Here is a 23,005-nt window from a genome sequence, read left to right as displayed (position 1 = left end):
GCCGCCTCTTCCCTCTCACTGCCGCGCCATCTGCGCATTGCCGACGGCATCGCCGTCGAGCTTCTGGTCGTCGTGCATGGTGACGGTGACGCGCAGTAGCCTTCCAGCGAATTCGAACGGCGCCTCGTAATGTGACACGGGGCTGCCACGGTCGCGGCCGATGTCGAGACCGGACCACGAGATCAGCGTGTGGAAGCCGAGCTGGGTCTGGAGCGCCCCCGCCGGCTCGCCGTCGATCAGCAGCGTGTATTCGGTGACGCCGGTGCGCGAACCCTTGGCCGGCGCCTCCTTGCGGACGAGGCGTTCGACGTGCACCCCGAGCCGCCGCGCGCCTGACGACACTTTCCGGTCCGACCGCACGATCTGGTGGCTGCCGCCGATGTTGAGGTCGTGCACGAGGTGGCCATCTCTGATGTAGAGGCTGTAGCCCGACGTCGCGTCGCCATGCGAGATCAGCACGCCGTTTGCACCCGCCTCGTCGATCTCGACATGGGCCTCGATCGTGTAGCTGCGGCTGCGCACATCAGGTGCGACATCGGTCGGCACGTGGCCCATGCCGGCGTGAAAGACGAAATGGTGGCGCGCACCATGGAAGCGTGCGGCGTTCTCGGCGAAGCGCGGACCGAAGCGGTCGTCGAGCGGCAGCACCTTGTGCTTCTCGGCCTCCGCCCACCAGGTCGCGATCATTGCTGCCAGACGCTCCGGCTGCTTTGCGGCGAGATCGTCGGTCTCGGAGAAATCCTCGTCGAGATGAAACAGCTCCCATTTGTCGTTCTCGAATGGCGTCCCCGAGGGATGGAAGGCGACCGCCTTCCAGCCGCCCTGCCAGAGGCCGCGATGGCCGAACATCTCGAAATATTGCGGCGAGCTCTTTGAGGGCGCGGACGCATCCCTGATCGAGCGCGCAAAGCTCTCGCCTTCCAGCGGCATCTGCGGGCAGCCGGCGATCGTGCTGGGCGCCTCGATGCCGATCAGCTCGAGCAGCGTCGGCGTGAGGTCGCAGGCGTGGACGAAGTGGTGCCGCAGCTCGCCTTTGCCTGCGATCTTCTTCGGCCAGTTGATGACGAAGGGATCGCGGATGCCGCCGCCATGGGTGTTCTGCTTGTAGCGCCGCAGCGGCGTGTTCGACGCCATCGCCCAGCCATGCGGGAAATTGCTGTGGGTGTCGGGCCCGCCGATATCGTCGAGACGCGCGAGCTTCTCCGCGATCGGCTCCGGCTTGAAGTTGAACGGCCCCATCGCGTTGACGAAGCCGAGCGGCCCGCCTTCCTGGCTCGCGCCATTGTCGGACATCACGATGATCACGGTGTTGTCGCGAATGCCGGCCGTCTCCAGGAACGCGACAAGCCGTGCAAGATGGCGGTCGGAATGGTCGAGCATGCCGGCGAAGGCCGCCTGCAGGCGGGTGAAGACACGGCGCTCATCGGCTGTGTGCTCCTCCCACGGCTTCACGCCATCGTTGCGCGCCGGCATCCGGGTTGCCTCAGGCACCAGCCCCATCGCCTTCTGGCGTGCCAGACGCCGTTCGCGCTCGACGTCCCAGCCGTGCGCGAATTCGGCATCATAGCTCCTGATGATATCGCCCGGCGCCTGATGCGGCGCATGACAGGCGCCAAGTGCGACCCAGGTGAGCCAGGGAACGTCAGGACGGTCGGCGACATGGTCGCCGATGAATCGGATCGACTGGTCAATCAGGTCCTCGGTCAGGTGATAGCCGTCGGCGTAGGTGCCGGGAGGATCAATATGCGTGTTGTCGGAGACGAGCTCCGGCGCGTACTGGTCGGTCTCGGCATCGAGGAAGCCGTAGAAGCGATCAAAGCCGCGTCCCAGGGGCCAGCCGTCGAACGGACCGGTGGCGCCGCTTTCGGTCAGCGGCGTGACGTGCCATTTGCCGACCATGTAGTTGCGGTAGCCATGGATGCGCAGCATCTCGGCCAGCGTCCCCGCCTCGCGCGCGATCTTGCCGCGGTAGCCGGGATAGCCGGAATCGAAATTGGCAAGGCAGCCGACGCCGACCGAGTGATGATTGCGTCCTGTCAGCAGCGCGGCGCGCGTCGTCGAGCACATCGCCGTGGTGTGGAATCCTGAGTAACGCAGCCCTTCGGCCGCGAGCCGGTCGATGGTCGGCGTTTTGATTGCCGAACCGTAGCAGCCGAAATCGGAGAAGCCGACGTCGTCGAACAGCACGACCAGGATGTTCGGCGCGCCCTCGGGCGGCTTCGGCGCATCCGGCCACCAGGGTTTTGACTCCGCGACCGTCTTGCCGACGGTGCCGCGGAACGGCGTGCCGCTGCCTGCGCTCATCTGTTCCTCCCTGCTCGCTGCGGGAACGGCACGGTTGACCCGCGGCCCACCCACGTCTAGATTATAATCCGAATTATGATTATGATTTTTGCCGGATGCAAGCGCGGATGCGGCCAAGCTCGGACGACCCCGATTTCGACCTGCCCGGCGTTGCCCCGTCGCGCCAGAAGCGCAGCCGCGAGACGACGCTGGCGCTGCTGCGCGCCGGCGCCGACATGCTGCGGACGCGCAGCCTTGCCGAGCTGTCGATCGAGACGCTCTGCACCGAGGTCGGCGCCACCGTCGGCGCCTTCTACAGCCGCTTCGAGAGCAAGGAGGCCTATTTCAACGCACTGATGGCGCTGGCTGCGCGCGACGGCGAGCAGCGGCTCGGCGAAATCAGGCGACCGTCACCGGATACGGACCTCGACAAGCTCTGCCACGTCATCGTCAGCGGCATCATCACCTGGATGCGCAACCACGAGGGCGTGCTGCACGCCGCGCTTCAGCACGACGACACCCGCCCGGACAAATGGACGCCGTTCAAGGCCCTCGCGAAGGCAACGACCGAGCGCGCCACCCCTCTCCTGCTCCCGGCCATGGGCAAGGGACGCAAGGCCGCAAAGACCCGGACCATCGCCTTCGGCTTTCAGGTCGTTCTGGGCACGCTGGTGAACGCGATCCTCAACGATCCCGGGCCGCTGTCGCTTAGATCAAAAGAGATGGAGACGCGGCTCGCCGGTTGCCTGTTGCTGTTGCTCCAGGCGGAGATCAATCAGTCGACGCCGAGATAGGCCTTCTGCACCTGCGGGTCCTGTGCGAGCGCCGCGGCCGTGCCGGATAGCACGCTCTTGCCGACCTGGAGCACGGTGGCGAAGTCCGAGACTTCCAGCGCGAGCTCGATCGATTGCTCGGCGAGCAGGATGGTCAGGCCCTCGCGATGCAGGCGGCCGAAGGTCTCGTACATGGATTCAACCACCGCCGGCGCGAGGCCGAGCGACGGTTCGTCCAGCATCAGCAGCTTCGGATCGCTCATCAGCGCGCGGCCGACCGCGAGCATCTGCCGCTCGCCGCCGGACATGGTGCCGGCGCGCTGGTTGCGGCGCTCCTTCAGGCGCGGGAAGATCTCGTAGACGCGCTCAAGCAAATTGGCCTGGCGTGACTTGTCGTGCAGCGGCGTCGCGCCGAGCATGAGGTTGTTCTCGACGCTCTGCTGCACGAACAGCCGCCAGCCTTCCGGCGACAGCGCAAGCCCCTTGCGCACGATCGCAAAGGCCTTCTGGCCGGCGATGTCCTCGCCGCGAAAGCTGATCGATCCGGAATGCACGGGAATGAGACCCGCGATTGCATTCAGCGTCGTGGTCTTGCCGCCGCCATTGGAGCCGAGCAGCGCGACGACGCTGCCCTCCGGCACCTCCAGCGAGACGTCGGAGACACCGATGAGGTCGCCGTAGCGCACCTCGAGGTGCTCGATCCGAAGAAGCGCGCCGCTCATAGGTCCCGCCCGCCCATCAGCTCGACCGGCGTATGGCCGGCCGCGGCCTTCGCCGCGCGTTTGCCGAGATAGGCTTCGATCACCGCCGGGTTCGAGGTGACCTCGCGCGGCGAGCCGCGGGCGATCTCCTTGCCCTGGTGAAACACCATCACGCGGCTCGCAAGCGACATGATCACTTCCATGATGTGCTCGACGATGACGAGCGTGATGCCGGAGCGGTGGATGTCGCGCACGAGATCGATGGCGAGCCTCACTTCGTGGGCGTTGAGCCCGGCCATGGCCTCGTCGAGCAGCAGCACCTTTGGCTCGGTCGCAAGTGCGCGGGCGATCTCCAGCCGCTTGCGGCCGGGCGTGCCGAGCGAGCGCGCCGGCGCATCCGCAAGCCTGCTCATGCCGACGCGCTCCAGCACCGCGCGCGCCCGGGTCTCGGCCTCGTGGCGATGCGAGGTGCGCAGGAAGGCGCCGATCATGACATTCTCTAGCACCGTCATGCCTTCAAAGGTCTGCGGCACCTGGAAGGTGCGCGCAAGCCCGAGCCCGGCGCGCTGCTCCGGCGCGAAGTCGGTGATGTCGGTCCCCTCGAACAGCACGCGGCCCGACGTGGTCTTGAGGTCGCCGGTGAGGCAATTGAAGAAGGTGGATTTGCCGGCGCCGTTGGGGCCGATCAGGCCGAGAATATCGCCCTGCTCCAGCGTCACGGACGCATCGTCCACCGCCTTGAAGCTGCCGAACGCCTTTGTGATCCCGCGCGCCTCAAGGAGCATGGCCGGCTCCCTTGTCTGCGCCGGGCTTGCGTCGTCCCGTGAACAGGCTGAGCAGGCCGCCGGGCTGGAAGCGCGCGATCAGCACGATGATCGCGCCATACACCACGAAGGTGAGGCCCGCCCCCTTGCCGCCAAGCCAGCTGTTGGAGATCTCCTCCAGCGGCACGAGGATTGCGGCACCGACCAGCGGCCCGAACAGCAACCCTGCCCCGCCCAGCGCCGCCATGATCAGGATCTTGACCGAGATCAGGATGCCGAGCCCGGACTCGGGATCGACGAAGCCGAACATCATCGCATAGAGCGCGCCAGCAACGCTCGTCAGCGCCGCGCTCAGCATGTAGGCATAGAGCTTGGTGCGGCTCGCCGGCGCGCCGAGCGAGCGCGCGGCCCGTTCGGAATCCTTGATCGCGCGCAGGTAAAATCCCATCCGGCTGTTGGTCATCCACCAGGTGATCAGGAGCGTGATCACGAGGACGACCAGAAAGAGATAGTAATACGGCAGCGACGACAGGAACGAGAGATCGAAGACGTTGCGCGGGACCGTCGGGCCGGAAAGACCGACGGCAGCGCCAAGCCATTCGGTATTGGTCACGATCAGCCGTACCGTCTCAGCCACTGCGATCGTTGCCATGCTGAAATAATGGCCGGACAAGCGCAGCGTCGGCACACCGATGATCGCAGCGAGTCCCACCGCCAGCACGATGCCGCCGGGGATTCCGAGCAGCGGCGACAGGCCGAATTTTGCGTAGGAGCCCATCGCGGCATAGGCGCCGCAGCCGAAGAACACGACATGGCCGACCGAGACCTGGCCGGCATAGCCGCCGACTATGTTCCAGGCCGACGCGGCGATGGCATAGAGCAGCACCAGCGCGCCCAAGCGCTGCTGGAACGGCGAGGACAGCAGCAGCGGATAGGCGATCGCAATGGCTGCGACGACCGAGAGCCAGATCAGACGCCGCATCACATCTTCCCCATCAGGCCTTGCGGCCGGAACCAGAGGAAGGACAGGAACAGGACATAGACGACGATGTCCTTGTAGACCGCGCCGATCAGATAGCCCGATAGCGACTCGATCACGCCGATCAACAGGCCAGCGACGAGCGCGCCGGGCACGCTGCCGAAACCGCCGAGGGACACCGTGACGAAGGCGACGATGCCGAGCGTCTCGCCGACCGTCGGCACGATGTAGAAGAAGTTCGCGATCAGCGCGCCGGCGAGGCCGGTGGCGCCGGCCGCGATGGCCCAGGCGATCGCCTGCATGGTATCGGGCCTGATGCCCATGAGCTGAGCCGCGGTCTGATCCTCCGCCACCGCCAGCATTTTTGAACCAAGCGATGTGCGCGTCAGGAGCAGGTGGAGACCGAATGTCACCAGCAGCGCGACGACACCGGCAAGCAGCCGCGAGGCTTCGAGGCGCAGGCCCGCAAACGCATAGGTGCCGCCGACGATATTCGACGGCATCGACAGGAAGTTGGCGCCGAACCACCAGAACACGGAATAGCGCAGCAGCAGCGCGAGCCCGAACGTGCCGAGGATCTGCGCCAGCATCGGCCCCTTCATGATGTCGCGGATCAGGGCGAAATAGACGACGACCCCGACGGTCGCGAGCACCAGTGTCGCCAGCGGCGCGCCGAGGATGGGCCCTCCCCCCATCAGCGTGTAGACGACATAGGCGACGTACATGCCGAGCATGACGAAGTCGCCATGCGCGAAATTGACGATGTTCATCATGCCCCACACCAGCGTGAGGCCAGAGGAAAACAGGGCGTAGACGGCACCGAGCAGAAGCCCGCCGGCAATCACCTGCACGAGAACAAAGGACATGAGCTGCGTTGCTCTGATCAGATCATTTTGGGAAAGGCGGGACGCGCGGTCCCGCCGTCAATCTCACCAGCCCTTGTAGGGCAGCATCGGCGCCTTCTCGGCATTGGCCTTCGGCCACACCGAGACATAGTTCTCGCCATCCTGAAGCTGGATGATGGCGCCGGACGCGAGGACATTCTGGCCCTTGTCGTCGAACTTCACGCCCTTGTAGCCGATCATGAGCTGCTCGGGCTTCAGGTCCGTCGCCTTCAGCGCGGCCTGGATCTTTGCAGGCTCGGTCGAACCGGCGCGGTCGATGGCATCGGCCAGCACGAAGAAGCCCTGCATCTGCCGGGCGACCGTGTCGTCCATCTCCTCGCCGCTCTTCTTCTTGTACATGTCGGCGATGATGGCGGACGCCGAGCCCGGCGGTCCCACGACCCAGGACGAGCGGTTGAAGGCGCCTTGCGAGATCTTGCCGACCGCCTTGGTGAAGGACGGATCGGAGTAGCCGGCATCGTCGGCCAGCAGCACGGGCGGCTTGTAGTCGAGCGACTGCATGGTCTTGGCGAACAAGATCGCGTCCGACGTGTAGCTGATCATGATGACGACGTCGGGCTTCTTGTCCTTGAGCTGCAGCACCTGGCCCTGCAAGTCGGTCGCATTGACGGGATAGGCGATATCGAGCGCGATCGGCCGGCCCTTTTCCTTGAAGGCGCCGGCGATCGTATTGGCGACCGAGGTGCCGTATTCGGTATTGTCATGGACCACCGCGACGCTGTCGGTCTTGGCACCCTGCGCCTTGATGTCGGCGAGGAAGTCGACATAGATCTTGGCGAAATCGGTCGCGATCGGCGTGGTGCGGAAGAACCATTTGAAGCCGCGCTCGGTGAGATTGGCGGCGACCGATTCCGAGTTCAGGAAGGGAACGCCGTATTTCTCGGCGATCGCGCTCGAAGTCAGCGTGACGCCGGACTGGTAGGAGCCGAACACGGCCGCCACCTTCTCTTCCGTGATCAGGCGCAGCGCCTGGTTCTGGCCCGTCGCCGGGTTACCCTGGTTGTCGGCGAATACAGCTTCGATCTTGGCGCCGCCGAGGCCGGCAAGGCCGGCGTTCTTCGCCAGCGGCAGATTGCCAAGCTCAGGATGGGCGTTGTTTATGATGTCCATGGCGACTTCGAGCGCCGCCTTGGCGTGCGCACCGATCGAGGCCGTGCCGCCGGACATCGGCATGATGACGCCGATCTTGATGACCTTGTCCTGGGCCTGTGCGCCGGAGCCCAGCGCAAGAAACATCGCGGCTGCGCAAAACAGCCTGGTGACGTGCTTGAAATTCATCAAATCAGACCTCCCAAAGGGTTTCCCCGACCAAGCTATTTTAGAAGCTGCAGGCTAAGCGCCCGCTTCCGTTTGTTTATGCCTGGTGGATCTAGGATGGCATGCCAGCCGGACACCGGCAAGGTGAAACGGACTTGCGCAATGCTGCATGGGAGGCAGCGAACGCGCCGGCGCGGGCGGCGTTCAAATCCGGCGTCGTCCGGCGCGAACGCGGTAACCCGAACGGCGGATGTCATTGCGATCTGCAGGGGTGGGTTAACACTGCGACTGCGCCAAGCGCGGTCCGCTGGCGTAACCCGGCCCCCGTGTGTTTCCGCGAACGCAGAGGCGGTGGGTGACGCTGTCGCCAACCCACCCTGCGAAGCGCCGTCAGCCGACGACGTCGCTCGCCCGCAGCAGCGTCGTGAAGCCGCCATAGATCATGCGCTTGCCGTCGAAGGGCATGTCGGCGCCCTTGAGCCGCTCATCGGCCATCACCTTCTTGTTGACGGCATCGCGGGTCTCCCGATCACGGTAGACGATCCAGGAGAACACCACGACCTCGTCCTCCTTCGCGATCACCGCGCGCGGAAACGAGGTCAATTCGCCATGGGGCACGTCGTCGCCGATGCACTCGACGTAATCGAGCGCGCCGTGTTCCATCCATATGGTGCAGGCGTTTCGCGCCAGCGCCTTGTAGGCCTCGATCTTGTCCTTCGGCACGGCCAGCACGAAACCATCGACATAGGGCATCACGGATCTCCATGGGTTGCCTGCTCCAAGGACGAAGCGGCACGGGACGATCCGACACGTCATGCCTCCCGCAAGGTGAGGCAAACTGTCGCGAGGATTTCGTGCGGTACTTCACATTTGAAGCTCGCGGCGCCGTGACATCATCCCGGACGTTTGCGCTCGCACATCGGCGCCCGAGCACGCGATCCTCGACCGCCAGTTCAGCCAGCTCTACTCACAGCTTCCGTACGACTGCTATTTCGTCGCCATGCTCGACTGCTGCCCTTCCGGCGGCATGACACGTGACGGCGGTCCACGCATCCGCGGCCTGACGCCGCCCGACGATATCCGCCACCGGGCGCTGCGGTGGGAGGCAAGCGAAGGCATGTGGGCGCCACGCGAGCTCCCTCCCCTCAACGAGAGTCTGAGCAAGAGCAAGAACGGCGCCGACTATCTCGGCGACAACGGCGCCACGCAGCGGCTCGGGCGCAGCATGGCGCTCCGCACCCAGCCCGACAAGGAATACAACAAGACGCGGGCCGAGCTCGGGCATCACGGTCCTTATCTGCCGATCCTCCTCGAGGCCTGCCAGGAGCAGGAGCCGTCCTATGAATATCGTGACGGCGTCACGGCCAAACTCCGTCGCCTCAAATATAACCAGACGCCCAATCTGGTCGGCGCCAAGAAGCGCGTCAGCGCGAAAATTCCATGGGGCGCGGCAGATGCAGGTCGCGGCCAGCGGCGGGCGCCGAAAAAGCGTGCCGCCAAGACAGGCCGGAAGAAGCGCCGCTAATCATTTCGCCTTGCATCGCCGCACAGTGCATCGCGGGCGCCATGAGTCCGGCCAACGCGCCGAGACCGGCCCGGCCCGGCCCGGCCAAAGGCGCGGACTGCCGACGGCACGGGCCCGATTCAAGCAGGTTGAGATCTCGATTAATCGCCCGGAACTGGCTGGGGAACCTGGATTCGAACCAAGACAAACAGAGTCAGAGTCTGTTGTGCTACCGTTACACCATTCCCCACCGAAGTGCTTGATATCACAAGACTATCTTCGGACGTTTTGCAAGCCGCAGAAAGAGTTTTGCAAATCAGCGGCCGCGCTGGCGCTCATATAGCCGCGCCGGCGTTCGCGGTCTAGCCCCTCTGTGAGCATCGCAGCTTGTTCTCTCTGCGTTCGCACCATGGAAACGTGGCCACGTCCGCCCTCACGCGCCGCCGCTCCGGCAATCAGCACCAGGAGACCCATGATGCGCGCACTCAACGCCGGCAGGCCGCAGCCGGCGATCGCCCGCACGAAGCGCGGGAGGTTTACAGGCTGATCCGCTGACCTAATCGCCCAAGACCACGGATCGCTTGCCATAGAATTCACCGACGCAATCATTCGGCAGCTGGCCCGGATTTTTGGTCAGCTCGGCATCCATCAGCATGGACGGCTGGACCGATCTCTTGGGGACGACAACATCCAGGTCCTTGGTCGTCCGAAGAAATTGATGCCTCTGGACACTCTCGCTCCAGAAGGTCGCGAATTGCGACTCCTCGGCGCGGACGTATCCCAGCGCGACGGTATCGAGGAGCAAAAAAGAAAGGAGCCCGCAAGCCACCAGGGCCGTCATGCGAACATGGGCATGATGGCCCAGGGAGGGAAGGAAGCGGGCAGCCAGGGCGACGACGCAGCCCCCTCCGGCAAGAAGAAAAACCACCACCTCGTTCCGCCCTCGCGTCGCGAGATCCTCGGCCGTCGCAAAATAGGCGATGACATAAGCGGTGTAGAGACCAGCGAGCACCGCCGCCATGAGCCCAACGATCAAGACCAGCAGCCGCGCCGCCGGCCTCGGTTGCGAAGGCACCACGAACACCGAAAACAACGCCACGAAACCGAGCCAGGCCCACGTCGCAGATTCGGTGTAGTGCCGAACGAGCTCGAGCCACAGATAGTACAACCCCATCGAGAAAGAAGCGGCGATCTTCCCCCCCTCCGGATATGCCGCCATCCGGACCGCATTCCCGGGTGACAAAAGCAGGATCGCAAGTCCGATGAAGGTCGCCGTCAGCATCGCTGCATGGCCCGCCAGTTGCGGGCGAGGATGGTAGAACGCGCGATAAAGGGCGGAACCGGCGACGAGGGCCGCGATCCAAAACGGCGTGAACTCGTTGGCAAGAGCACCCAGGAAGCCGATTGCGGAAAGAACGACGACTTGGCCCGTCGAGAGCACGGTTTCGTTCGCTGCGGACCGCACCAGCTCGACGAGGATGATGATCACGAAGAGGGCGGGAACCATGTAGGACGCACTGCCCGAGATCCAGTAAAGCATCTCCCGCAGACTGATCGCCAGAACGAACGACGCCGCGCTGAGCATTGCCCCCGCCGAAAATCTCTCTGGCCACGACAGGCCGGTCCACAATCGACCAGCCCAAAAAACGCTGACTGCAAAGAAGATGGCCATCCCGCAAATGAGTATGACCGGATAGACGACCACATAATCGGCGCCTGTCACCTTGCTGACAACCGCGGGGGCCGCGATTGCTACAAGCGAGGTCAGTCGGCCCATCTGGTGCAAATAATAGGATTTGACCATTCCGACGAGACCCATGCTGTTGACGCGGTTCGTCACGCAATAATCGTCAGATTCGGGCATCGCATAGAGCGCGATGGACGCGAGCCAGAGCAGGATAAAGAGAGCGACAGAAGCGGCTACGATAGGCATCACGTCCGGCATGCGGCTTCCGAGGCGCACTGGAAATCCCCCAAATCAACAGAGCAAAGCGGCAGCAACGTGAGAGCGAACAGCCCCGAACGCAACCCTCGTTATGCAACGCGGCACAGAAGATCACAGGTTCCGCGGGCAAACAATCGAAAGGCTAGTTCGAGCCGCAGACGCGGACCACGATCTCAGCCTTGCCGTTCGCGATCATCACCTGGCCGTATTCGTCCTGCGGCGGGCTCTCCTCGTAGCGGAGCGGGATCGTGGTGATCGCTTCCTGCGGTTCGCCGCCCGGCTGCTGCGTGTTCACGTCGAGGATCAGGATCTTCGGATTGATCCCCTGCGGCGAGCGCCTGGTCAGCCGGGCCTGCCAGCCATCGGTCGGTACCCTCACGTCGCCAACCATGACCAGCTTGGGCGGCGCCCCCGGCGCCCGGTCGATCCAGGCCTTGAAGGTGTTTCTCAGCAGGACAGTCATAACACGTCTCTCCTTGGCCAAGCTGCGAATTGTCCGCCCCTCGTCCCGACGAGTGGCGCCGACCCTTCGCCTGTAAAATCGTCGCAGCCGGACGGACAGATACCGGGGCCCCCCCGATCACCGCCTCCCCCTCCAACCGGGCTTTCAAGTCCCGGCTGCCGCCTTGGCGCGGATCGCGCTAGCGAGGGCCGGAGCCTCACCGCCAAGCGCCTTCACGGCCGGCAAGTTTTCCGGCCCGCCGACGGCTTTGGAGGCTTCCGCGACCTTGTTGATGTCGGGGACGCTCTTCTTCACGAACGCGTCGATGAAGTCAGCGCCAGCGTACCCGGCCGCCATGACGCTCAGGAGAAATTGCCGGCCGATTTCCTTCGGCTCGACCATCAGCCCCGCGGAAATCCCCGCCACGCAGCCGATCACTATCGACACCAGAAACGCCGACCCGTCGAACACGTCCTTGAAGCCCGCGCTCAGGCCTCGCGCCTGATCGTGCACCTTCTTCGCCCCGCCGATGGCGCGAACGCATTGGCCGGCCATCCCCAGCAGGCCACAGAGCAGCAAATAGTAGATCCATTCGGCGCTCGTCGTGTGTGTCATGCTCCTCTCCCGCGGTTGTCTCTTGCGACTGAGAACGGGCCGATCGGTTTACGGCCGACCGTGCTTTGGCGGCGGAGGAAGCATAGGCTTGCAAGGCGAAGCTGATCGTGAAAGGCGCGTGAATTCGGCGGTCGAGAGGCGTCTCAACGGGTCAAGCGGATCGGTGCTTCCCCCTCGAGCGCCGATGCAGCCGGTCTCCCTGCCCGCGAAGGGCGATTCACGTTCAAATCACGTTGCCAAACTAGGATCACCGTCGACTTTGGGACGTCTACGATCGGCCGGCACGGTCCACCGCTACAGAGCCGGCCGGGACCGCTCCGTTCGCCGCCAATTTCGACGACCTGAAGGAAGCCGATCTGACCTTTTTTCGAACGGCCGGCAATGCCGCCGGCGGAAAGCCAAGGGAGACCGCAATGAAATTCGAGATGTTCGACGTCGAAAACTATGACAAGTGGGGCGAGCTCGTGAAAAAATGGGCTCGCGATCGGTCGTCGCGCCCGACCACCGTCGCCGAATTCCAGGACCAGCTCCTGAAGGCCGACGTGATGGCGAAATATCCCCAGAAATTCACGGAGCTTGTCTTCATCGAGGCGGGCTACGATGACGGCAAGCTGCTGATCAAGCTGCCGCCGGCCGAGCTGCTCAATGAGGCCGAAAAGGAGGTGCAAGGCACCTCCCCTTACCCAATGCCGCCGTTCTACGCGAGCGACATGAAGGACAGCAGCCTGAAGAACGATACCCCCAGCGGCAGGCTGCTGTTCCATTCGAGGCGTGTCGGCGAGTACACGATCAAGTTCTGCGGGTGAGCAGGCACCCGCTCACCATGCGTGATGCCTGAAGCCGACGACCGGGACGCCTGCGCCGCCTATGCCATCGCGCAGGCGCTCCCAATCCTCGCGACGGGCAATTGGATGCGCATGGAGGAGCCAGAGCGCGATGTCCTGGTCGGCGGGCGGCTTGCCGAACCATATCGCGCGGATTCCATCGAGGAATTTCCTGCCCTCGAGGCGGGCCTCTTCCGTCCTGCCGAGATGATACAGTGCGGCCGCCTTCCAGCCCGGGAGCGTCTTCGCCACGTTGTTGGCGCGATCGATCCCCTCGATCGCCTCCAGGTAATTGCCTCGCATGAACTGAAGCACGGCGCGATAGGGCCAGTGCAGTGGCGGCGGCGACCAGAACACCTTGAGAGCTTCTGCCACGAGATCGTTGCCACGCTCGAAATTGCCGCAAAACCCCTGGCAGGACGCTGCCGACAGCAACGTCCAGGGATCGTTGCCGTTGAGCTCGCATGCGAGATCGATGTGGGCACTGGCTTCCGAATATTGCATCAGCATCGCCTGCGACCAGCCGAGGCAGAGCTGGGCCCTGGAATCGACGGGGTCGAGCTGCACCGCCGTTCTCGCAAGCTCGAGCGTGGACCTCGCCTTCGTCAGATCGCGGAACAGGCCGGGAAAGACGAGATGCTCGGTATTGTTCATTTGAACCAGCGCGCTGTAGCTCGGCGAAAAGTTCGGAGCGACGGCGATCGCCTCGGTCAGGAGCGCGGTCGAAGCGCGCCAATGTTCGGCGCTGAAGCTTCCGAAGCTTGCCTGTGCGCGAAGCCAGCGGTCGTAGATGTCCAGGGACACGTCCGGGGCGACGGCCACGCGCGTCAGCCGCTCGGTCGACAGATAGACGTTCACCGAGAGCGCCGTGCGTTGCACGATCCTTTGTTGCACCTGGAACCAGTTCTCGAGCTTCAGCTCGAACGTGTCACTCCAGATATAGACGCCGGTGTTCGTCTCTCGCAGCGTCAGCACCATGCTGATCGTGTCACCCGCCTGATAGGCAGTCGCCGCCACGCTGTAGCGGGACGCTGCCGCACGCTCTCCCGGCGCCACGGGTTGTTGCGCCGTGCCGTCTCCGACATACCACTCGCGGAACTTGGTCAGGCAGGCGATGAGATGATGTCGAAATCCCGTCACGAGGTGGACGCGGTCCGCGCTTACGCCATTCATGCTGAACGGATCGACCAGGATCGCGATCTTGGCCGCCGCCCGGGACGAGGCCGGCGATTGTCTCGGCGCCTCATCGGCCGTCGGACCCTTTGCGCCGTCGCGCTGCATCTGATCGCCCGCAACGGATGCGGCCTCTCCCTCGAATTGACCGTTCTTGATGTCGGCGATCAATTGCTGGGTCTTGGCCGAAGGCTCCATCCCATATTCATCATCGAGGATGTTCCACAAGGTCTTGTAAACTCGGAGCGCCCCTGACAGGTCGCCTTCTTCCGCGCGCGTCTGCATCGCGAAGCGGCACGCCTCCTCGTGGGTCGGGTCGAGATTCAGGATTGCCTCGGCCAGCGCGCGCCTGCTCGCCACGGCAAGTCCGACGTTCCTGAGGCCGGCCTCGAGTGCACGCGAGATGCGATCATGGAAGGTCTGCCGCTTGGCGAGAAGCCAGACACGGAACGACGGGTCGATATCGTCGAGGCCCGCGAGAAGAGTTTCCATGACACCTGGCGCGCTCATCAGCAGCGGATGCGCCTGTTGCGCTTCGGCCTCTCGCAAGGTGTCGAGGAGATCGACACGCAGCCGATCGCGGCCCATTTCGACGAGCATTTTCTCGATCTGCAACCCGTCGTATCCGGCCTCCAGGAACGTTTCCCGCAACTCATGGAGGACCTGACGAAGCGAGGCTCGCGCCTTGTATTCGTCAGACTCGCTCCACAGCAGCCCGACCAGACGCTCACGTGTTTCCTGGTGGCGATCCGTCAATGCCAGGTAGCCGAGAACCGCCCGCGACTTTCGGCTCTTGACCCGAATTTCCCGCCCCGCGAATGCGACGGACAGGCCGCCCAAAACGGAAATCGACAGGTTTTCGCTCGGCTTGGGAATTCCGCCGTCCCTTGCAATGGACTTTGAGAGAGATGCACGAGCGCTCACTTTGGATCCGCCCCGATAAACCGCATTTGGGAATAACAGCAACTATAACAAACTAATTCCATGTGTATAGGCATCGCCTCCTCCGGTCCTGCGCCGAGCGGACACCAGACGTTCGGTCGCGACTTCGGACGGCTCCATCTGGAGTGCCGGCGCGACGATCCGAGCGACGACAACCCCGAACATGGGACGGGTCAGATCGATGGCAAACGTCTCGACGCCTCTGGCTGACAGTCTCTCGATCAATGCCGCAAGCTGCCGCGCGGGCGTGTCCGGGCTGAACTCGACGGTCGCGTGACGGGGCGCGATCGGATGCAGCAGCGTGCAACTCGCAGCATCGATCAGCGTGCTGCGAGCGACGTGACGATGATCATGTTCGTTCAGCCTCGCGTCGCCTCCTTCCCGGCGCTTCTGCTCGACGACGGCATAGGCCAATTCCATCTGGCACATCTCCGTCAGCGCCGAGCGGACCGCATTCTCGACACTCAAACGTGCAGCCAGTCCGCAGGCGAAGCCGCTGCCATCGGCGCAGCAGGAGATCGCGACGATGCAAGGCACCTCCATATCGGTGGTGATCTCGAGCAGCCAGGTTCGCCTCGTCGTGACGCCGCCGCGCGCCTGCGCAACCCAGGCTGCGGCCGTTGCCGCGGCGTGCCCCTCCAGCGCAACCTGCCGCCCGCGAAGGCCGCCGCGCCACCACAGGCTTGCCGCATCCCTCTCGACCAGCTCCAGCATCCCGTGCAACGCAGCCGTCTCGAACGAGGTGCCGGCCGCACAGCCCGAGCTCAGGCTGAATGGCGGCGTGAGCGCGCTTCGCTCGGGCGTGCGGCGCAGGCACAGGTCCGCCGGAAACGGCATCGACCGGCCGCTCGATAGCTGCGTTGCTTCGATCCAATCGACGTTGTTGCGCACCGACAGGCGCATGAACTCGGAGAGGACAGACCGGGATGCGGGATCGAAGGCGGCAAGTCCATCTGCGATCGGGCCCTGGTGAAGACGATCCAGTACGGTCTCGAACTGGGAGAGGTATTCGACCCCTTCTCCGATGCATGATTCGAAAGCCTGACGAAGCGAGAGACCGGCGCCGGATGCGCTCGAGCGCGCCTGATGCGAGAAGGTGGAATCGACGCCGGTCGCACGGATGTCCGCGCCGAAGAACGTGACGCCCGGCGCATCACGGGAGACCAGCTGGAAGACGTCGGAAAATCTGGCCGCCGCTTCGAGCAGTGCAATGCGATTGCGCGTCTCCGACGGCGCCGTCCCGCCCGACGGGAGGTATTCGAGTTTCTCGAGGATGGATTCCAGCTCGCGATCACGGCCGTGCGCTGGCGGGCCCGCCAGGTATGCGGCCAACCGCTCGAACAGATTGGTTGCCTTCGATGCTTCCATCGGTCGGTTCCGCTACCCGGCAGGGTACAGTTTCGATCGACAGCATGCCATCAAGGCCCCTGCGGAAGGTCAAGTAATTCGTGCGATCACGCCGCGACCGTGCGAATTCACGCTGGCTTCACGCCCGCACATGATGATCGGCCCTCGACCGTAACGGGTTAGATGGCCGGTATGTGGAAAAATGGCTTTGTCGTTGCAATGGCAGCGGAATTTTCGTTCGCGGCCTATCATCGACCGATTTCGATCCGACGCAAGGTCCGGCGATGGATCATCGTGTCCCGCTGCGGTCCGAACTCGGAGTTCATCACCATTGCGAGCGCAGCAGGCAAGGTAGAACCGGAGACCGAAGCTCCGATCGGCCTCGCGCCGGTCAACACGGCCGTTGGAATTCTCCTGTCGGAAACCGCGGAAGACATCACGTTCCTGATGCTTCGGCAGCAGCCGACCCATTTTCCAATCGCAGGAACATTCTTCCCGACCGACGGCTACAGCCGGATTTTCGAGTCACAGGGCAGGTTTCGCCTGCGCAGCGAAGGACGCCACGCGCACCGTGCTCGAGGCCTCGACAGCCACGTCCGCAGCGACATGCCGGATCCCCTGCCGAACGCGCAACGCGCAATGGGCTGGCACGTCGAGGCCGTCAGGCACAACTGGGTCGGCGAGTTCTTCGAATGAGGGGCGAGCCCCGCGCTCAGCAGGGGCTCGCGAGGAAGCCGAGCCGACAGCGACCCATCCGTCATTTCCAGAGAAGCGACCGTCGCCTACTCCAGCTTGATATTCGCCGCCTCGATCACCTTCTTCCACCGCTCGGTCTCGGAGGCGATGTAGGCCTTGAAAGGTTCGGAATCCACCGCAACCGCGGCCGCGCCGAGCTCGGCCATCTTCTGCACCGTCTCCGGCTGCTGCATGAAGGCGCGGATCTCGCCCGACAGCTTGTCGACGATGGGCTTCGGCGTTGCCGCGGGGACGAAGAAGCCGTGCCAGGCCACGGCCTCGAAGCCCGGCAGGAATTCGGCGACGGCCGGGACTTCCGGATCGAAGGCGGCGCGCTTGGGCGTTGCAGTGGCGAGCATCGCGAGCTGGCCGGTCTTCACCTGCGGCAGCAGCAGCGGCACGTTGTCGAAGGCAAGATCGATCTGGCCGCTCAACAGATCCGTCAGCATCTGGCTGGAGCCCTTGTAGGGCACATGCACCATCTTGGTGCCGGTCATCTGTTGAAACAGTTCGGCGGCAAGATGCTGCGAGGTGCCGACGCCGGCCGAGCCGAACGAGACCTTGTCCGGGTTCGCCTTCAGATAGGCGATCAGCTCCGGCACGGTGCGCGCCTTGATCTTGTTGGGATTCACCACGAGCACGTTCGGCACGACGCTGATCTGGGCGACCGCCACCAGGTCCCTGTCCGGCTGGTAGCTGAGCTTCGGCCCGTAGAGCGTGGGGTTGATCGCGAGCGCGGAGGTGCTGGCAAGGCCGAGCGTGATGCCGTCAGGCGCCGATTTCGCCAGCCGCGTCACGCCGAGGATCGAACCCGCGCCGCCGACATTCTCTACCACGAACGGCTTGCCCAGCTTCACTTGCAGATGGTTCGACACCATGCGCGCGAAGATGTCGGCGGTGCCGCCGGCGGCGAAAGGCACGATCACCGTCACCTGCTTGGACGGATAGCCGTCCTGCGCCTTTGCCGGCGACGTCGCCAGCAGCACGGCTGACACAAGACCAAGCCACATCGATCTCATCGAGGTTTCCTCTACTATTACTGTTTTGTTGATTGGGTCCCGCGGGCGGCGGAGGTGACTAGAACGCGACCTCGTACATGTTCAGGATCGCATCCCGGCCGAGGTCTCGCGGATTGTTGTCGAGCAGGCGGCGAATGGCGTGCGCCTCGTCGGCCATGACGCCGAGATCGCCCTTGGGCACGCCGAGCGCGGACAGACGCATCTCGATGCCGAGGTTCTTGCAGAACTCGTAAGTGGCCTCGAATGCAAGAATCGGGTCGTTCTGCGCCGGCAGGCCGAGCGCCGCCAGCACCGCGACCGTCTTCGCCTCGACTGCCGGCATGTTGAAGGCCAGCGTGTGCGGGAAGATCACGGCGCAGGCGAGCCCATGCGCGACATGATGGCGCGTGCCCAGCGGATAAGCGACGGCATGCCCGGCAGTGGTGTTCACCGGCCCGAGGCAATAGCCGCCATAGAGCGAGGCTAGGGAGAGACCCGCGCGTGCCTCGCGATCGCCGCCGTCGGCGACCGCCCGCTTGAGATATTGCCCGACCAGCCGCGCGCCCTCGAGCGCATAAAGGTCGATCATCGGATGCGCCTTGCGGCTGGTATAGGCCTCGACGCAATGCGCCAGCGCATCGACGCCGGTGGCCGCAGTGACCTGCTTCGGCACCGTCATCGTGAGATCGGGGTCGACGATGGCGATATCGGCGAGCATGAAGCGGCTCTGCACTGCCTGCTTGTTCTGGCTGACGGGATCGGTGACGAGCGCACGGGTGCCCGCCTCGCTGCCGGTGCCCGATGTGGTCGGTATCTGCATCAGCGCGACGCTGCGGCCAGCGACTTTTTCCGGCCCAACGATATCGGCAAAGGCCACGTCGCTGGTGCAGAGCACCGCAACCAGCTTGGCAAGATCCATCGCGCTGCCGCCGCCGAAGCCGACCACGAGATCGGGCTTGGCGTCGCGTGCCATCGCGACGGCCTTCTCGAGATTGGGCAGGTCCGGCTCGGGCTTCACGTCGCCGAACACCTTCACTGCGCCCGGCAGCGCCAGCGCATCGACGCGGCGCGCATTGAACAGATCGGAAATCACCAGCGGCCGCCTGGCGCCGATCCGCTCGGCGAAGCGCGCCGCGGCGGTGATCGTGCCGTTGCCGAATTCCAGGATGGTGGGACGCTGGATTTCGATGGGCGTGAAGGCGTTGGTCATCGTGCGCTAGATCTCATGATTTGGAGGCGGAGGCGCCAGCGGAGAGCCGCTCGGCATAGTCGATGGCCTCGATCAGGCTGTGCTCGTTGGCAATGCCCTTGCCGGCAATGTCGAAGGCGGTGCCGTGATCGACGGAGGTGCGGATGATCGGCAGGCCCAGCGTGATGTTGACGCCGGAGAGCTCCTGCCAGCGGCCGGTCGCGGGATCAACCTGGAAGCCCAGCAGTTTGACCGGGATGTGCCCCTGGTCGTGATACATCGCGACCGCAGCATCGTACTGGCCGGCGCGCAGCTTGACGAAGATGGTGTCGCCGGGCACCGGGCCGACGACGTCGAGGCCATCGGCGACGGCCTTGGCAATCGTCGGTGCCGAAACGTCGATATCCTGCCGGCCGAACAGACCGCCCTCGCCGGCATGCGGATTGAGCGCGGCGATCGCAATCTTCGGTTTGGCGATACCGAGCCGCAGCAAGGCCTCGTTGGTGAGATCGATCACCATGCGCAGACGCTCCGGCGTCAGGCGCTTCGGCACGTCTTCAAGCGCCACGTGGGTCGAGACATGGCTGACGCGCATGTTGCCGTGGGCGAGCAGCATCACCGAGCCGCGCACGCCGGTGAGGTGCGCCAGCATCTCGGTATGGCCAGGGAAATGATAGCCGGCCTTGTTGAGTGCTTCCTTGTTGAGCGGCGCGGTGACAATCGCGGAGGTCCGCCCGGCCTGGGTCAGGCGCACGCCCTGCTCGATCGCCTTGTAGGCAAAGCGGCCGCCATCGGCGCTCAAGACGCCGGGCTTGATCGGGGTGCCCTCGACATCCGCCTGGAGGAAACAGAGGTTCGGCCAGTCAGCATCGTCAGCACGCACCTCCGGAATCGCAACGGCAGCGCCGAGCGCGGCCTTGGCACCATCGAGCGCCGCGCCGCTGCCGATGATCAGGATCCGCAGATCGCCTTTCGCGATCCGGTCCTTCAGCCCGACGCAGGCCTTGACGATGATCTCCGGGCCGATCCCGGCCGGATCGCCCATGGTGATGGCAAGATGACGAGAGGTCATGTCGGGCTCCCAGTATTGAGCAAATGATTGTCCCGGAGCAGATCGCGCCACAGCTCGCTGGGGCCGAACGCGCCGGACTTCGAGATGATGTCGACGCCGGCCCAGCGACCGCCTTGCAGTACCGAGCGCGGCAGCCCCGGTACGATACGCCCCCTCACCTGGAGCGCATGCGCGCCGAGCGCAACGCATACGGCCTTCAAGGTCTCGCCGCCAGCAACGATCAAGGTTCCGGGCGGATCGAGCGCCGAAATCAGCGTCGTCAGCTCGCGCGCGATCCGCTGCGCGGCCTCGACGCGCGAAAGGCCATCCGCGAGCGCGAATTTCACCAGCGCCACGCCATCGTCAGCCAGCTTGCGTTGAACGCCTGCGCCCCCCTCACCTTCGGCCAACGCGATGGTGGCTTCGCCACATGCTGCGAGCTGGGAGGCGGTGGTGGCCTGGTCGGAACCGAACAGCCCCAGCACCGGCCGCTTCAGCCGGCTCGGCGCATCGGCGCGATCGCTGCGGGCGAGTGCACCGGCGAGCCCGCCGCTTCCGCACCACAGCACCGGCCCCGGCATCTGCCGCGCCATCTCGACGATGCGATCGAGCTCGACGTCGTTCTCGGCATCGAAGACCTGAACACCGCCTTGCGACAGCGTATCGGCCCGGCCCTGCCGTGCTTCGATGCCCTCGAGCTGCAGTTGAGCCAGCAGATTGTCACCGACGCGATGCCAGTCGCCCTGGACCGTACGCGCAAATTGCTGGCCGCCCACGGTGCGGCGTCCCTGATAGTCGAAGGCTGGTGCGACCACGCATGACGCCCAAGGGCCGCTGCGCAGGCAGGCGCCGAGCTCGGCCGCCCAGGCACCGCGGAGCAGGCTGTCGACCTTCTTGTAGGCGATGGTCCCACCCTGAAGCTGCGGCGCCAGCCGTCCGACGATCTCGACGCTGTCGGCTTTCGACCGCTCGCGGGTGCCGCTGTCGATCGCGAGGCTTTGCGTGCCCGGAGTCGCGGGCGAATCCGCCCAGGTGACGTCGAATGGTCCGCACAGGCCGACGAACTCCGCCGCGGTGTCGAGTGCGCCGGTGAGATCGTCGGCAAGCAGGCGCACGACCGTCATTGTCATGCTGCTCCCGCGCCAAAGATCTTGCCGGGGTTCATCAGGCCATTCGGATCGAGCAAGCGTTTGATGCCACGCATCAGCTCGATATCGAGCGGATCGGCGACACGGGCCAGCCGGACGCGATTGGTGATCCCGATGCCGTGCTCGGCACTGATCGCCCCGCACTGCGCTGCGGTCTCGTCGTCGACGATCTCATTGATTTGCGCCACCAGGGCGGCCGTCGTCGCCGGCTCCTGACAATGCGCACGGTCGATCAGGGCGATCACGTGGATGTTGCCGTCGCCGATATGGCCATGCATCACCACGCGGGCATGCGGTACCGCGGCCATGATCCGCGCCTCGACATTGGTGACGAAGTCCGCCTGGCGCTCCAGCGGCACAACGCTGTCGTGCGAGACGACATAGCCGCTGCGCTTGTTGCCTTCGGACACGCTGTGCCTGACCGCCCAGATCGCTTTCGCCTGCGCGAGGTTGGAGGTCAGGATGACGTCTTCGGCGATACCGGCCTCCATCGCATCCGCCAGAGCCGTGGCGAGCGGCTCGTCGAGATCGACGCCCGCAAGCGTGTCCGTCAACTCGACGATCAGGTACCACGGCGTCGTCAGCGCGAACGGGATCGTGACATGCGGCACGGTCTCCGCGATCGCCTCGATCTGCGAGCGCGACATGATTTCGAGGCTGCCGAGCCGGTCGCCGACCACACCGCGCAGGCGCTGCATGATCTCGAGTGCCTGCGCGACACCCCGCAATTTCACCAGCGCCAGCGCCGAGCTGCGCGGCGGCGAAAACAGTTTCAGCACCGCCGCGGTGACGATGCCGAGCGTCCCTTCCGCGCCGATGAAGAGCTGCTTGAGCGCGTAACCCGTGTTGTCCTTGCGTAGCGCGCGCAGGCCGTTGAAGATACGCCCGTCGGGCAGCACGGCTTCGAGCCCGAGCACGAGATCGCGCGTCGGGCCGTAGCGCAGCACGGCCGTGCCGCCGGCATTGGTCGAGATATTGCCGCCGATCTGGCAGGAACCTTCGGCACCCAGGCTTAGGGGAAAATAGCGATCGACGCTACGCGCCGCATTCTGGACCTCGGCGAGAATGCAGCCGGCCTCGACCGTGATCGTACTGGCGAGCGGACTGACGTCGCGCACCGCTCGCATGCGGTCGAGCCGGATCACGACATTGCCAGCGTGATCGTCCGGAGTCGCGGCTCCGCACATGCCGGTGTTGCCGCCTTGCGGCACGATCGCAAGGCGCCTGTCGACACAGTATTTGACGACGGAGGCGACCTCGGCAGTCGAGACGGGCTTCACCACCGCGACAGCGCGGCCGCGATAGCGCCCGCGCCAGTCCACCACATAGGGCTCCTGGTCGACTCCGGACGCGATGACGTGCTTGTCGCCGACGATCGCGGCGAGCCCGGCCAATGGATCCTGGAATGAGTCGGACATCAGATCGCCTCG

21 protein-coding genes and 1 tRNA gene are annotated in these 23,005 nt (G+C 64.7%); 4 read left to right on the top strand and 18 right to left on the bottom strand.

The genetic code is table 11. The annotated features are described in order from the left end of the window. Positions 1 to 15: 15 nt before the first annotated feature. On the bottom strand, positions 16 to 2,304 hold the full coding sequence (locus tag AC5ZFO_RS07255) for an arylsulfatase (protein WP_282518128.1): 2,289 nt from the start codon (positions 2,302 to 2,304) through the stop codon (positions 16 to 18). A 107-nt stretch (positions 2,305 to 2,411) separates the two neighbouring features. Here AC5ZFO_RS07255 and AC5ZFO_RS07250 point away from each other — a divergent pair, with 107 nt between their 5' ends. Then, positions 2,412 to 3,077 carry a TetR/AcrR family transcriptional regulator gene (locus AC5ZFO_RS07250; RefSeq protein WP_282518129.1) on the top strand — a complete coding sequence of 222 codons (666 nt, stop codon included), beginning with the start codon at positions 2,412 to 2,414 and terminating at the stop codon, positions 3,075 to 3,077. On the opposite strand, the gene AC5ZFO_RS07245 is transcribed toward AC5ZFO_RS07250, so the two are convergent. The 6 genes from AC5ZFO_RS07245 to AC5ZFO_RS07220 all read right to left on the bottom strand — a co-directional run bounded on the left by AC5ZFO_RS07245 (position 3,059) and on the right by AC5ZFO_RS07220 (position 8,415). Beyond that, positions 3,059 to 3,778, bottom strand: coding sequence for an ABC transporter ATP-binding protein (locus AC5ZFO_RS07245; protein WP_014496007.1), 720 nt, complete (start codon positions 3,776 to 3,778; stop codon positions 3,059 to 3,061). The genes AC5ZFO_RS07250 and AC5ZFO_RS07245 overlap by 19 nt on opposite strands. Then, positions 3,775 to 4,542 carry an ABC transporter ATP-binding protein gene (locus AC5ZFO_RS07240; RefSeq protein ID WP_071914964.1) on the bottom strand — a complete coding sequence of 256 codons (768 nt, stop codon included), beginning with the start codon at positions 4,540 to 4,542 and terminating at the stop codon, positions 3,775 to 3,777. The genes AC5ZFO_RS07245 and AC5ZFO_RS07240 overlap by 4 nt, the downstream gene beginning before the upstream one ends. Next, positions 4,532 to 5,503: a branched-chain amino acid ABC transporter permease gene (locus AC5ZFO_RS07235; protein ID WP_496121856.1), complete on the bottom strand. Its 972-nt coding sequence runs from the start codon at positions 5,501 to 5,503 to the stop codon at positions 4,532 to 4,534. Before AC5ZFO_RS07235 ends, AC5ZFO_RS07240 begins: the two co-directional genes overlap by 11 nt. Then, positions 5,503 to 6,366 (bottom strand): branched-chain amino acid ABC transporter permease, encoded by an 864-nt coding sequence (locus tag AC5ZFO_RS07230; protein WP_282518131.1) that lies wholly within the window; start codon positions 6,364 to 6,366, stop codon positions 5,503 to 5,505. Before AC5ZFO_RS07230 ends, AC5ZFO_RS07235 begins: the two co-directional genes overlap by 1 nt. Positions 6,367 to 6,429: 63 nt before the next feature. After that, positions 6,430 to 7,683, bottom strand: a complete 1,254-nt coding sequence (locus AC5ZFO_RS07225) for an ABC transporter substrate-binding protein (RefSeq protein WP_282518132.1) — start codon at positions 7,681 to 7,683, stop codon at positions 6,430 to 6,432. A gap of 369 nt (positions 7,684 to 8,052) precedes the next feature. Beyond that, positions 8,053 to 8,415 (bottom strand): DUF1428 domain-containing protein, encoded by a 363-nt coding sequence (locus tag AC5ZFO_RS07220; RefSeq protein ID WP_282518133.1) that lies wholly within the window; start codon positions 8,413 to 8,415, stop codon positions 8,053 to 8,055. Between the two features lie 247 nt (positions 8,416 to 8,662). Here AC5ZFO_RS07220 and AC5ZFO_RS07215 point away from each other — a divergent pair, with 247 nt between their 5' ends. Then, entirely contained in the window at positions 8,663 to 9,187 is a 525-nt protein-coding gene (locus tag AC5ZFO_RS07215; RefSeq protein ID WP_282518134.1) for a hypothetical protein, read from the top strand. Positions 9,188 to 9,342: 155 nt separating this feature from the next. Here the strand turns inward: AC5ZFO_RS07215 and AC5ZFO_RS07210 are convergent. The 4 genes from AC5ZFO_RS07210 to AC5ZFO_RS07195 form a co-directional block, all read right to left on the bottom strand. After that, positions 9,343 to 9,416 (bottom strand) — tRNA-Gln (locus AC5ZFO_RS07210). Between the two features lie 306 nt (positions 9,417 to 9,722). Next, positions 9,723 to 11,111 (bottom strand): DUF6056 family protein, encoded by a 1,389-nt coding sequence (locus AC5ZFO_RS07205; protein WP_282518135.1) that lies wholly within the window; start codon positions 11,109 to 11,111, stop codon positions 9,723 to 9,725. Between the two features lie 142 nt (positions 11,112 to 11,253). Further along, positions 11,254 to 11,574, bottom strand: coding sequence for a hypothetical protein (locus AC5ZFO_RS07200; protein ID WP_282518136.1), 321 nt, complete (start codon positions 11,572 to 11,574; stop codon positions 11,254 to 11,256). 144 nt (positions 11,575 to 11,718) lie between these two features. After that, positions 11,719 to 12,168 carry a hypothetical protein gene (locus AC5ZFO_RS07195; RefSeq protein WP_282518137.1) on the bottom strand — a complete coding sequence of 150 codons (450 nt, stop codon included), beginning with the start codon at positions 12,166 to 12,168 and terminating at the stop codon, positions 11,719 to 11,721. A 413-nt stretch (positions 12,169 to 12,581) separates the two neighbouring features. On the opposite strand from AC5ZFO_RS07195, the gene AC5ZFO_RS07190 reads away from it, so the two are divergent. Beyond that, on the top strand, positions 12,582 to 12,974 hold the full coding sequence (locus AC5ZFO_RS07190; protein WP_282518138.1) for a hypothetical protein: 393 nt from the start codon (positions 12,582 to 12,584) through the stop codon (positions 12,972 to 12,974). Between the two features lie 12 nt (positions 12,975 to 12,986). On the opposite strand, the gene AC5ZFO_RS07185 is transcribed toward AC5ZFO_RS07190, so the two are convergent. Together AC5ZFO_RS07185 and AC5ZFO_RS07180 are read right to left on the bottom strand one after the other, a co-directional pair. Then, complete coding sequence (locus AC5ZFO_RS07185) at positions 12,987 to 14,921, bottom strand: BTAD domain-containing putative transcriptional regulator (protein WP_282518139.1); 1,935 nt, start codon at positions 14,919 to 14,921, stop codon at positions 12,987 to 12,989. Between the two features lie 210 nt (positions 14,922 to 15,131). Beyond that, the gene (locus AC5ZFO_RS07180) at positions 15,132 to 16,475 is read right to left on the bottom strand and encodes a YcaO-like family protein (protein ID WP_282518140.1); all 1,344 of its coding nucleotides are present in this window, start codon (positions 16,473 to 16,475) and stop codon (positions 15,132 to 15,134) included. 273 nt (positions 16,476 to 16,748) lie between these two features. On the opposite strand from AC5ZFO_RS07180, the gene AC5ZFO_RS07175 reads away from it, so the two are divergent. Further along, complete coding sequence (locus AC5ZFO_RS07175) at positions 16,749 to 17,150, top strand: hypothetical protein (protein ID WP_282518141.1); 402 nt, start codon at positions 16,749 to 16,751, stop codon at positions 17,148 to 17,150. 86 nt (positions 17,151 to 17,236) lie between these two features. On the opposite strand, the gene AC5ZFO_RS07170 is transcribed toward AC5ZFO_RS07175, so the two are convergent. The 5 genes from AC5ZFO_RS07170 to AC5ZFO_RS07150 are packed head-to-tail and all read right to left on the bottom strand — an operon-like array spanning position 17,237 to position 22,993. Next, positions 17,237 to 18,208: a Bug family tripartite tricarboxylate transporter substrate binding protein gene (locus tag AC5ZFO_RS07170; RefSeq protein WP_282518142.1), complete on the bottom strand. Its 972-nt coding sequence runs from the start codon at positions 18,206 to 18,208 to the stop codon at positions 17,237 to 17,239. A 58-nt stretch (positions 18,209 to 18,266) separates the two neighbouring features. Beyond that, the gene (locus tag AC5ZFO_RS07165) at positions 18,267 to 19,397 is read right to left on the bottom strand and encodes an iron-containing alcohol dehydrogenase (RefSeq protein ID WP_282518143.1); all 1,131 of its coding nucleotides are present in this window, start codon (positions 19,395 to 19,397) and stop codon (positions 18,267 to 18,269) included. Positions 19,398 to 19,410: 13 nt separating this feature from the next. Then, a complete protein-coding gene (gene pdxA / locus AC5ZFO_RS07160) occupies positions 19,411 to 20,448 on the bottom strand; it encodes a 4-hydroxythreonine-4-phosphate dehydrogenase PdxA (protein ID WP_282518144.1) in 1,038 nt (345 codons plus the stop codon). Continuing rightward, positions 20,445 to 21,551 (bottom strand): four-carbon acid sugar kinase family protein, encoded by a 1,107-nt coding sequence (locus tag AC5ZFO_RS07155; RefSeq protein WP_282518940.1) that lies wholly within the window; start codon positions 21,549 to 21,551, stop codon positions 20,445 to 20,447. The genes pdxA and AC5ZFO_RS07155 overlap by 4 nt, the downstream gene beginning before the upstream one ends. Positions 21,552 to 21,553: 2 nt before the next feature. Continuing rightward, complete coding sequence (locus tag AC5ZFO_RS07150) at positions 21,554 to 22,993, bottom strand: FAD-binding oxidoreductase (RefSeq protein ID WP_496121855.1); 1,440 nt, start codon at positions 22,991 to 22,993, stop codon at positions 21,554 to 21,556. Between the last annotated feature and the right edge of the window lie 12 nt (positions 22,994 to 23,005).

The organism is Bradyrhizobium sp. Unk1 (assembly GCF_059512345.1).
This window is presented reverse-complemented; position numbering and strand designations above follow the sequence as displayed.

Excerpts from the sequence above, each read along its gene's own strand:
- AC5ZFO_RS07255 (WP_282518128.1), bottom strand. The coding sequence starts at position 2,304 with ATGAGCGCAGGCAGCGGCACGCCGTTCCGCGGCACCGTCGGCAAGACG.
- AC5ZFO_RS07250 (WP_282518129.1), top strand. The coding sequence starts at position 2,412 with ATGCGGCCAAGCTCGGACGACCCCGATTTCGACCTGCCCGGCGTTGCC.
- AC5ZFO_RS07245 (WP_014496007.1), bottom strand. The coding sequence starts at position 3,778 with ATGAGCGGCGCGCTTCTTCGGATCGAGCACCTCGAGGTGCGCTACGGC.
- AC5ZFO_RS07240 (WP_071914964.1), bottom strand. The coding sequence starts at position 4,542 with ATGCTCCTTGAGGCGCGCGGGATCACAAAGGCGTTCGGCAGCTTCAAG.
- AC5ZFO_RS07235 (WP_496121856.1), bottom strand. The coding sequence starts at position 5,503 with ATGCGGCGTCTGATCTGGCTCTCGGTCGTCGCAGCCATTGCGATCGCC.
- AC5ZFO_RS07230 (WP_282518131.1), bottom strand. The coding sequence starts at position 6,366 with ATGTCCTTTGTTCTCGTGCAGGTGATTGCCGGCGGGCTTCTGCTCGGT.
- AC5ZFO_RS07225 (WP_282518132.1), bottom strand. The coding sequence starts at position 7,683 with ATGAATTTCAAGCACGTCACCAGGCTGTTTTGCGCAGCCGCGATGTTT.
- AC5ZFO_RS07220 (WP_282518133.1), bottom strand. The coding sequence starts at position 8,415 with ATGCCCTATGTCGATGGTTTCGTGCTGGCCGTGCCGAAGGACAAGATC.
- AC5ZFO_RS07215 (WP_282518134.1), top strand. The coding sequence starts at position 8,663 with ATGCTCGACTGCTGCCCTTCCGGCGGCATGACACGTGACGGCGGTCCA.
- AC5ZFO_RS07205 (WP_282518135.1), bottom strand. The coding sequence starts at position 11,111 with ATGCCGGACGTGATGCCTATCGTAGCCGCTTCTGTCGCTCTCTTTATC.
- AC5ZFO_RS07200 (WP_282518136.1), bottom strand. The coding sequence starts at position 11,574 with ATGACTGTCCTGCTGAGAAACACCTTCAAGGCCTGGATCGACCGGGCG.
- AC5ZFO_RS07195 (WP_282518137.1), bottom strand. The coding sequence starts at position 12,168 with ATGACACACACGACGAGCGCCGAATGGATCTACTATTTGCTGCTCTGT.
- AC5ZFO_RS07190 (WP_282518138.1), top strand. The coding sequence starts at position 12,582 with ATGAAATTCGAGATGTTCGACGTCGAAAACTATGACAAGTGGGGCGAG.
- AC5ZFO_RS07180 (WP_282518140.1), bottom strand. The coding sequence starts at position 16,475 with ATGGAAGCATCGAAGGCAACCAATCTGTTCGAGCGGTTGGCCGCATAC.
- AC5ZFO_RS07170 (WP_282518142.1), bottom strand. The coding sequence starts at position 18,208 with ATGAGATCGATGTGGCTTGGTCTTGTGTCAGCCGTGCTGCTGGCGACG.
- AC5ZFO_RS07165 (WP_282518143.1), bottom strand. The coding sequence starts at position 19,397 with ATGACCAACGCCTTCACGCCCATCGAAATCCAGCGTCCCACCATCCTG.
- pdxA (WP_282518144.1), bottom strand. The coding sequence starts at position 20,448 with ATGACCTCTCGTCATCTTGCCATCACCATGGGCGATCCGGCCGGGATC.
- AC5ZFO_RS07155 (WP_282518940.1), bottom strand. The coding sequence starts at position 21,551 with ATGACGGTCGTGCGCCTGCTTGCCGACGATCTCACCGGCGCACTCGAC.
- AC5ZFO_RS07150 (WP_496121855.1), bottom strand. The coding sequence starts at position 22,993 with ATGTCCGACTCATTCCAGGATCCATTGGCCGGGCTCGCCGCGATCGTC.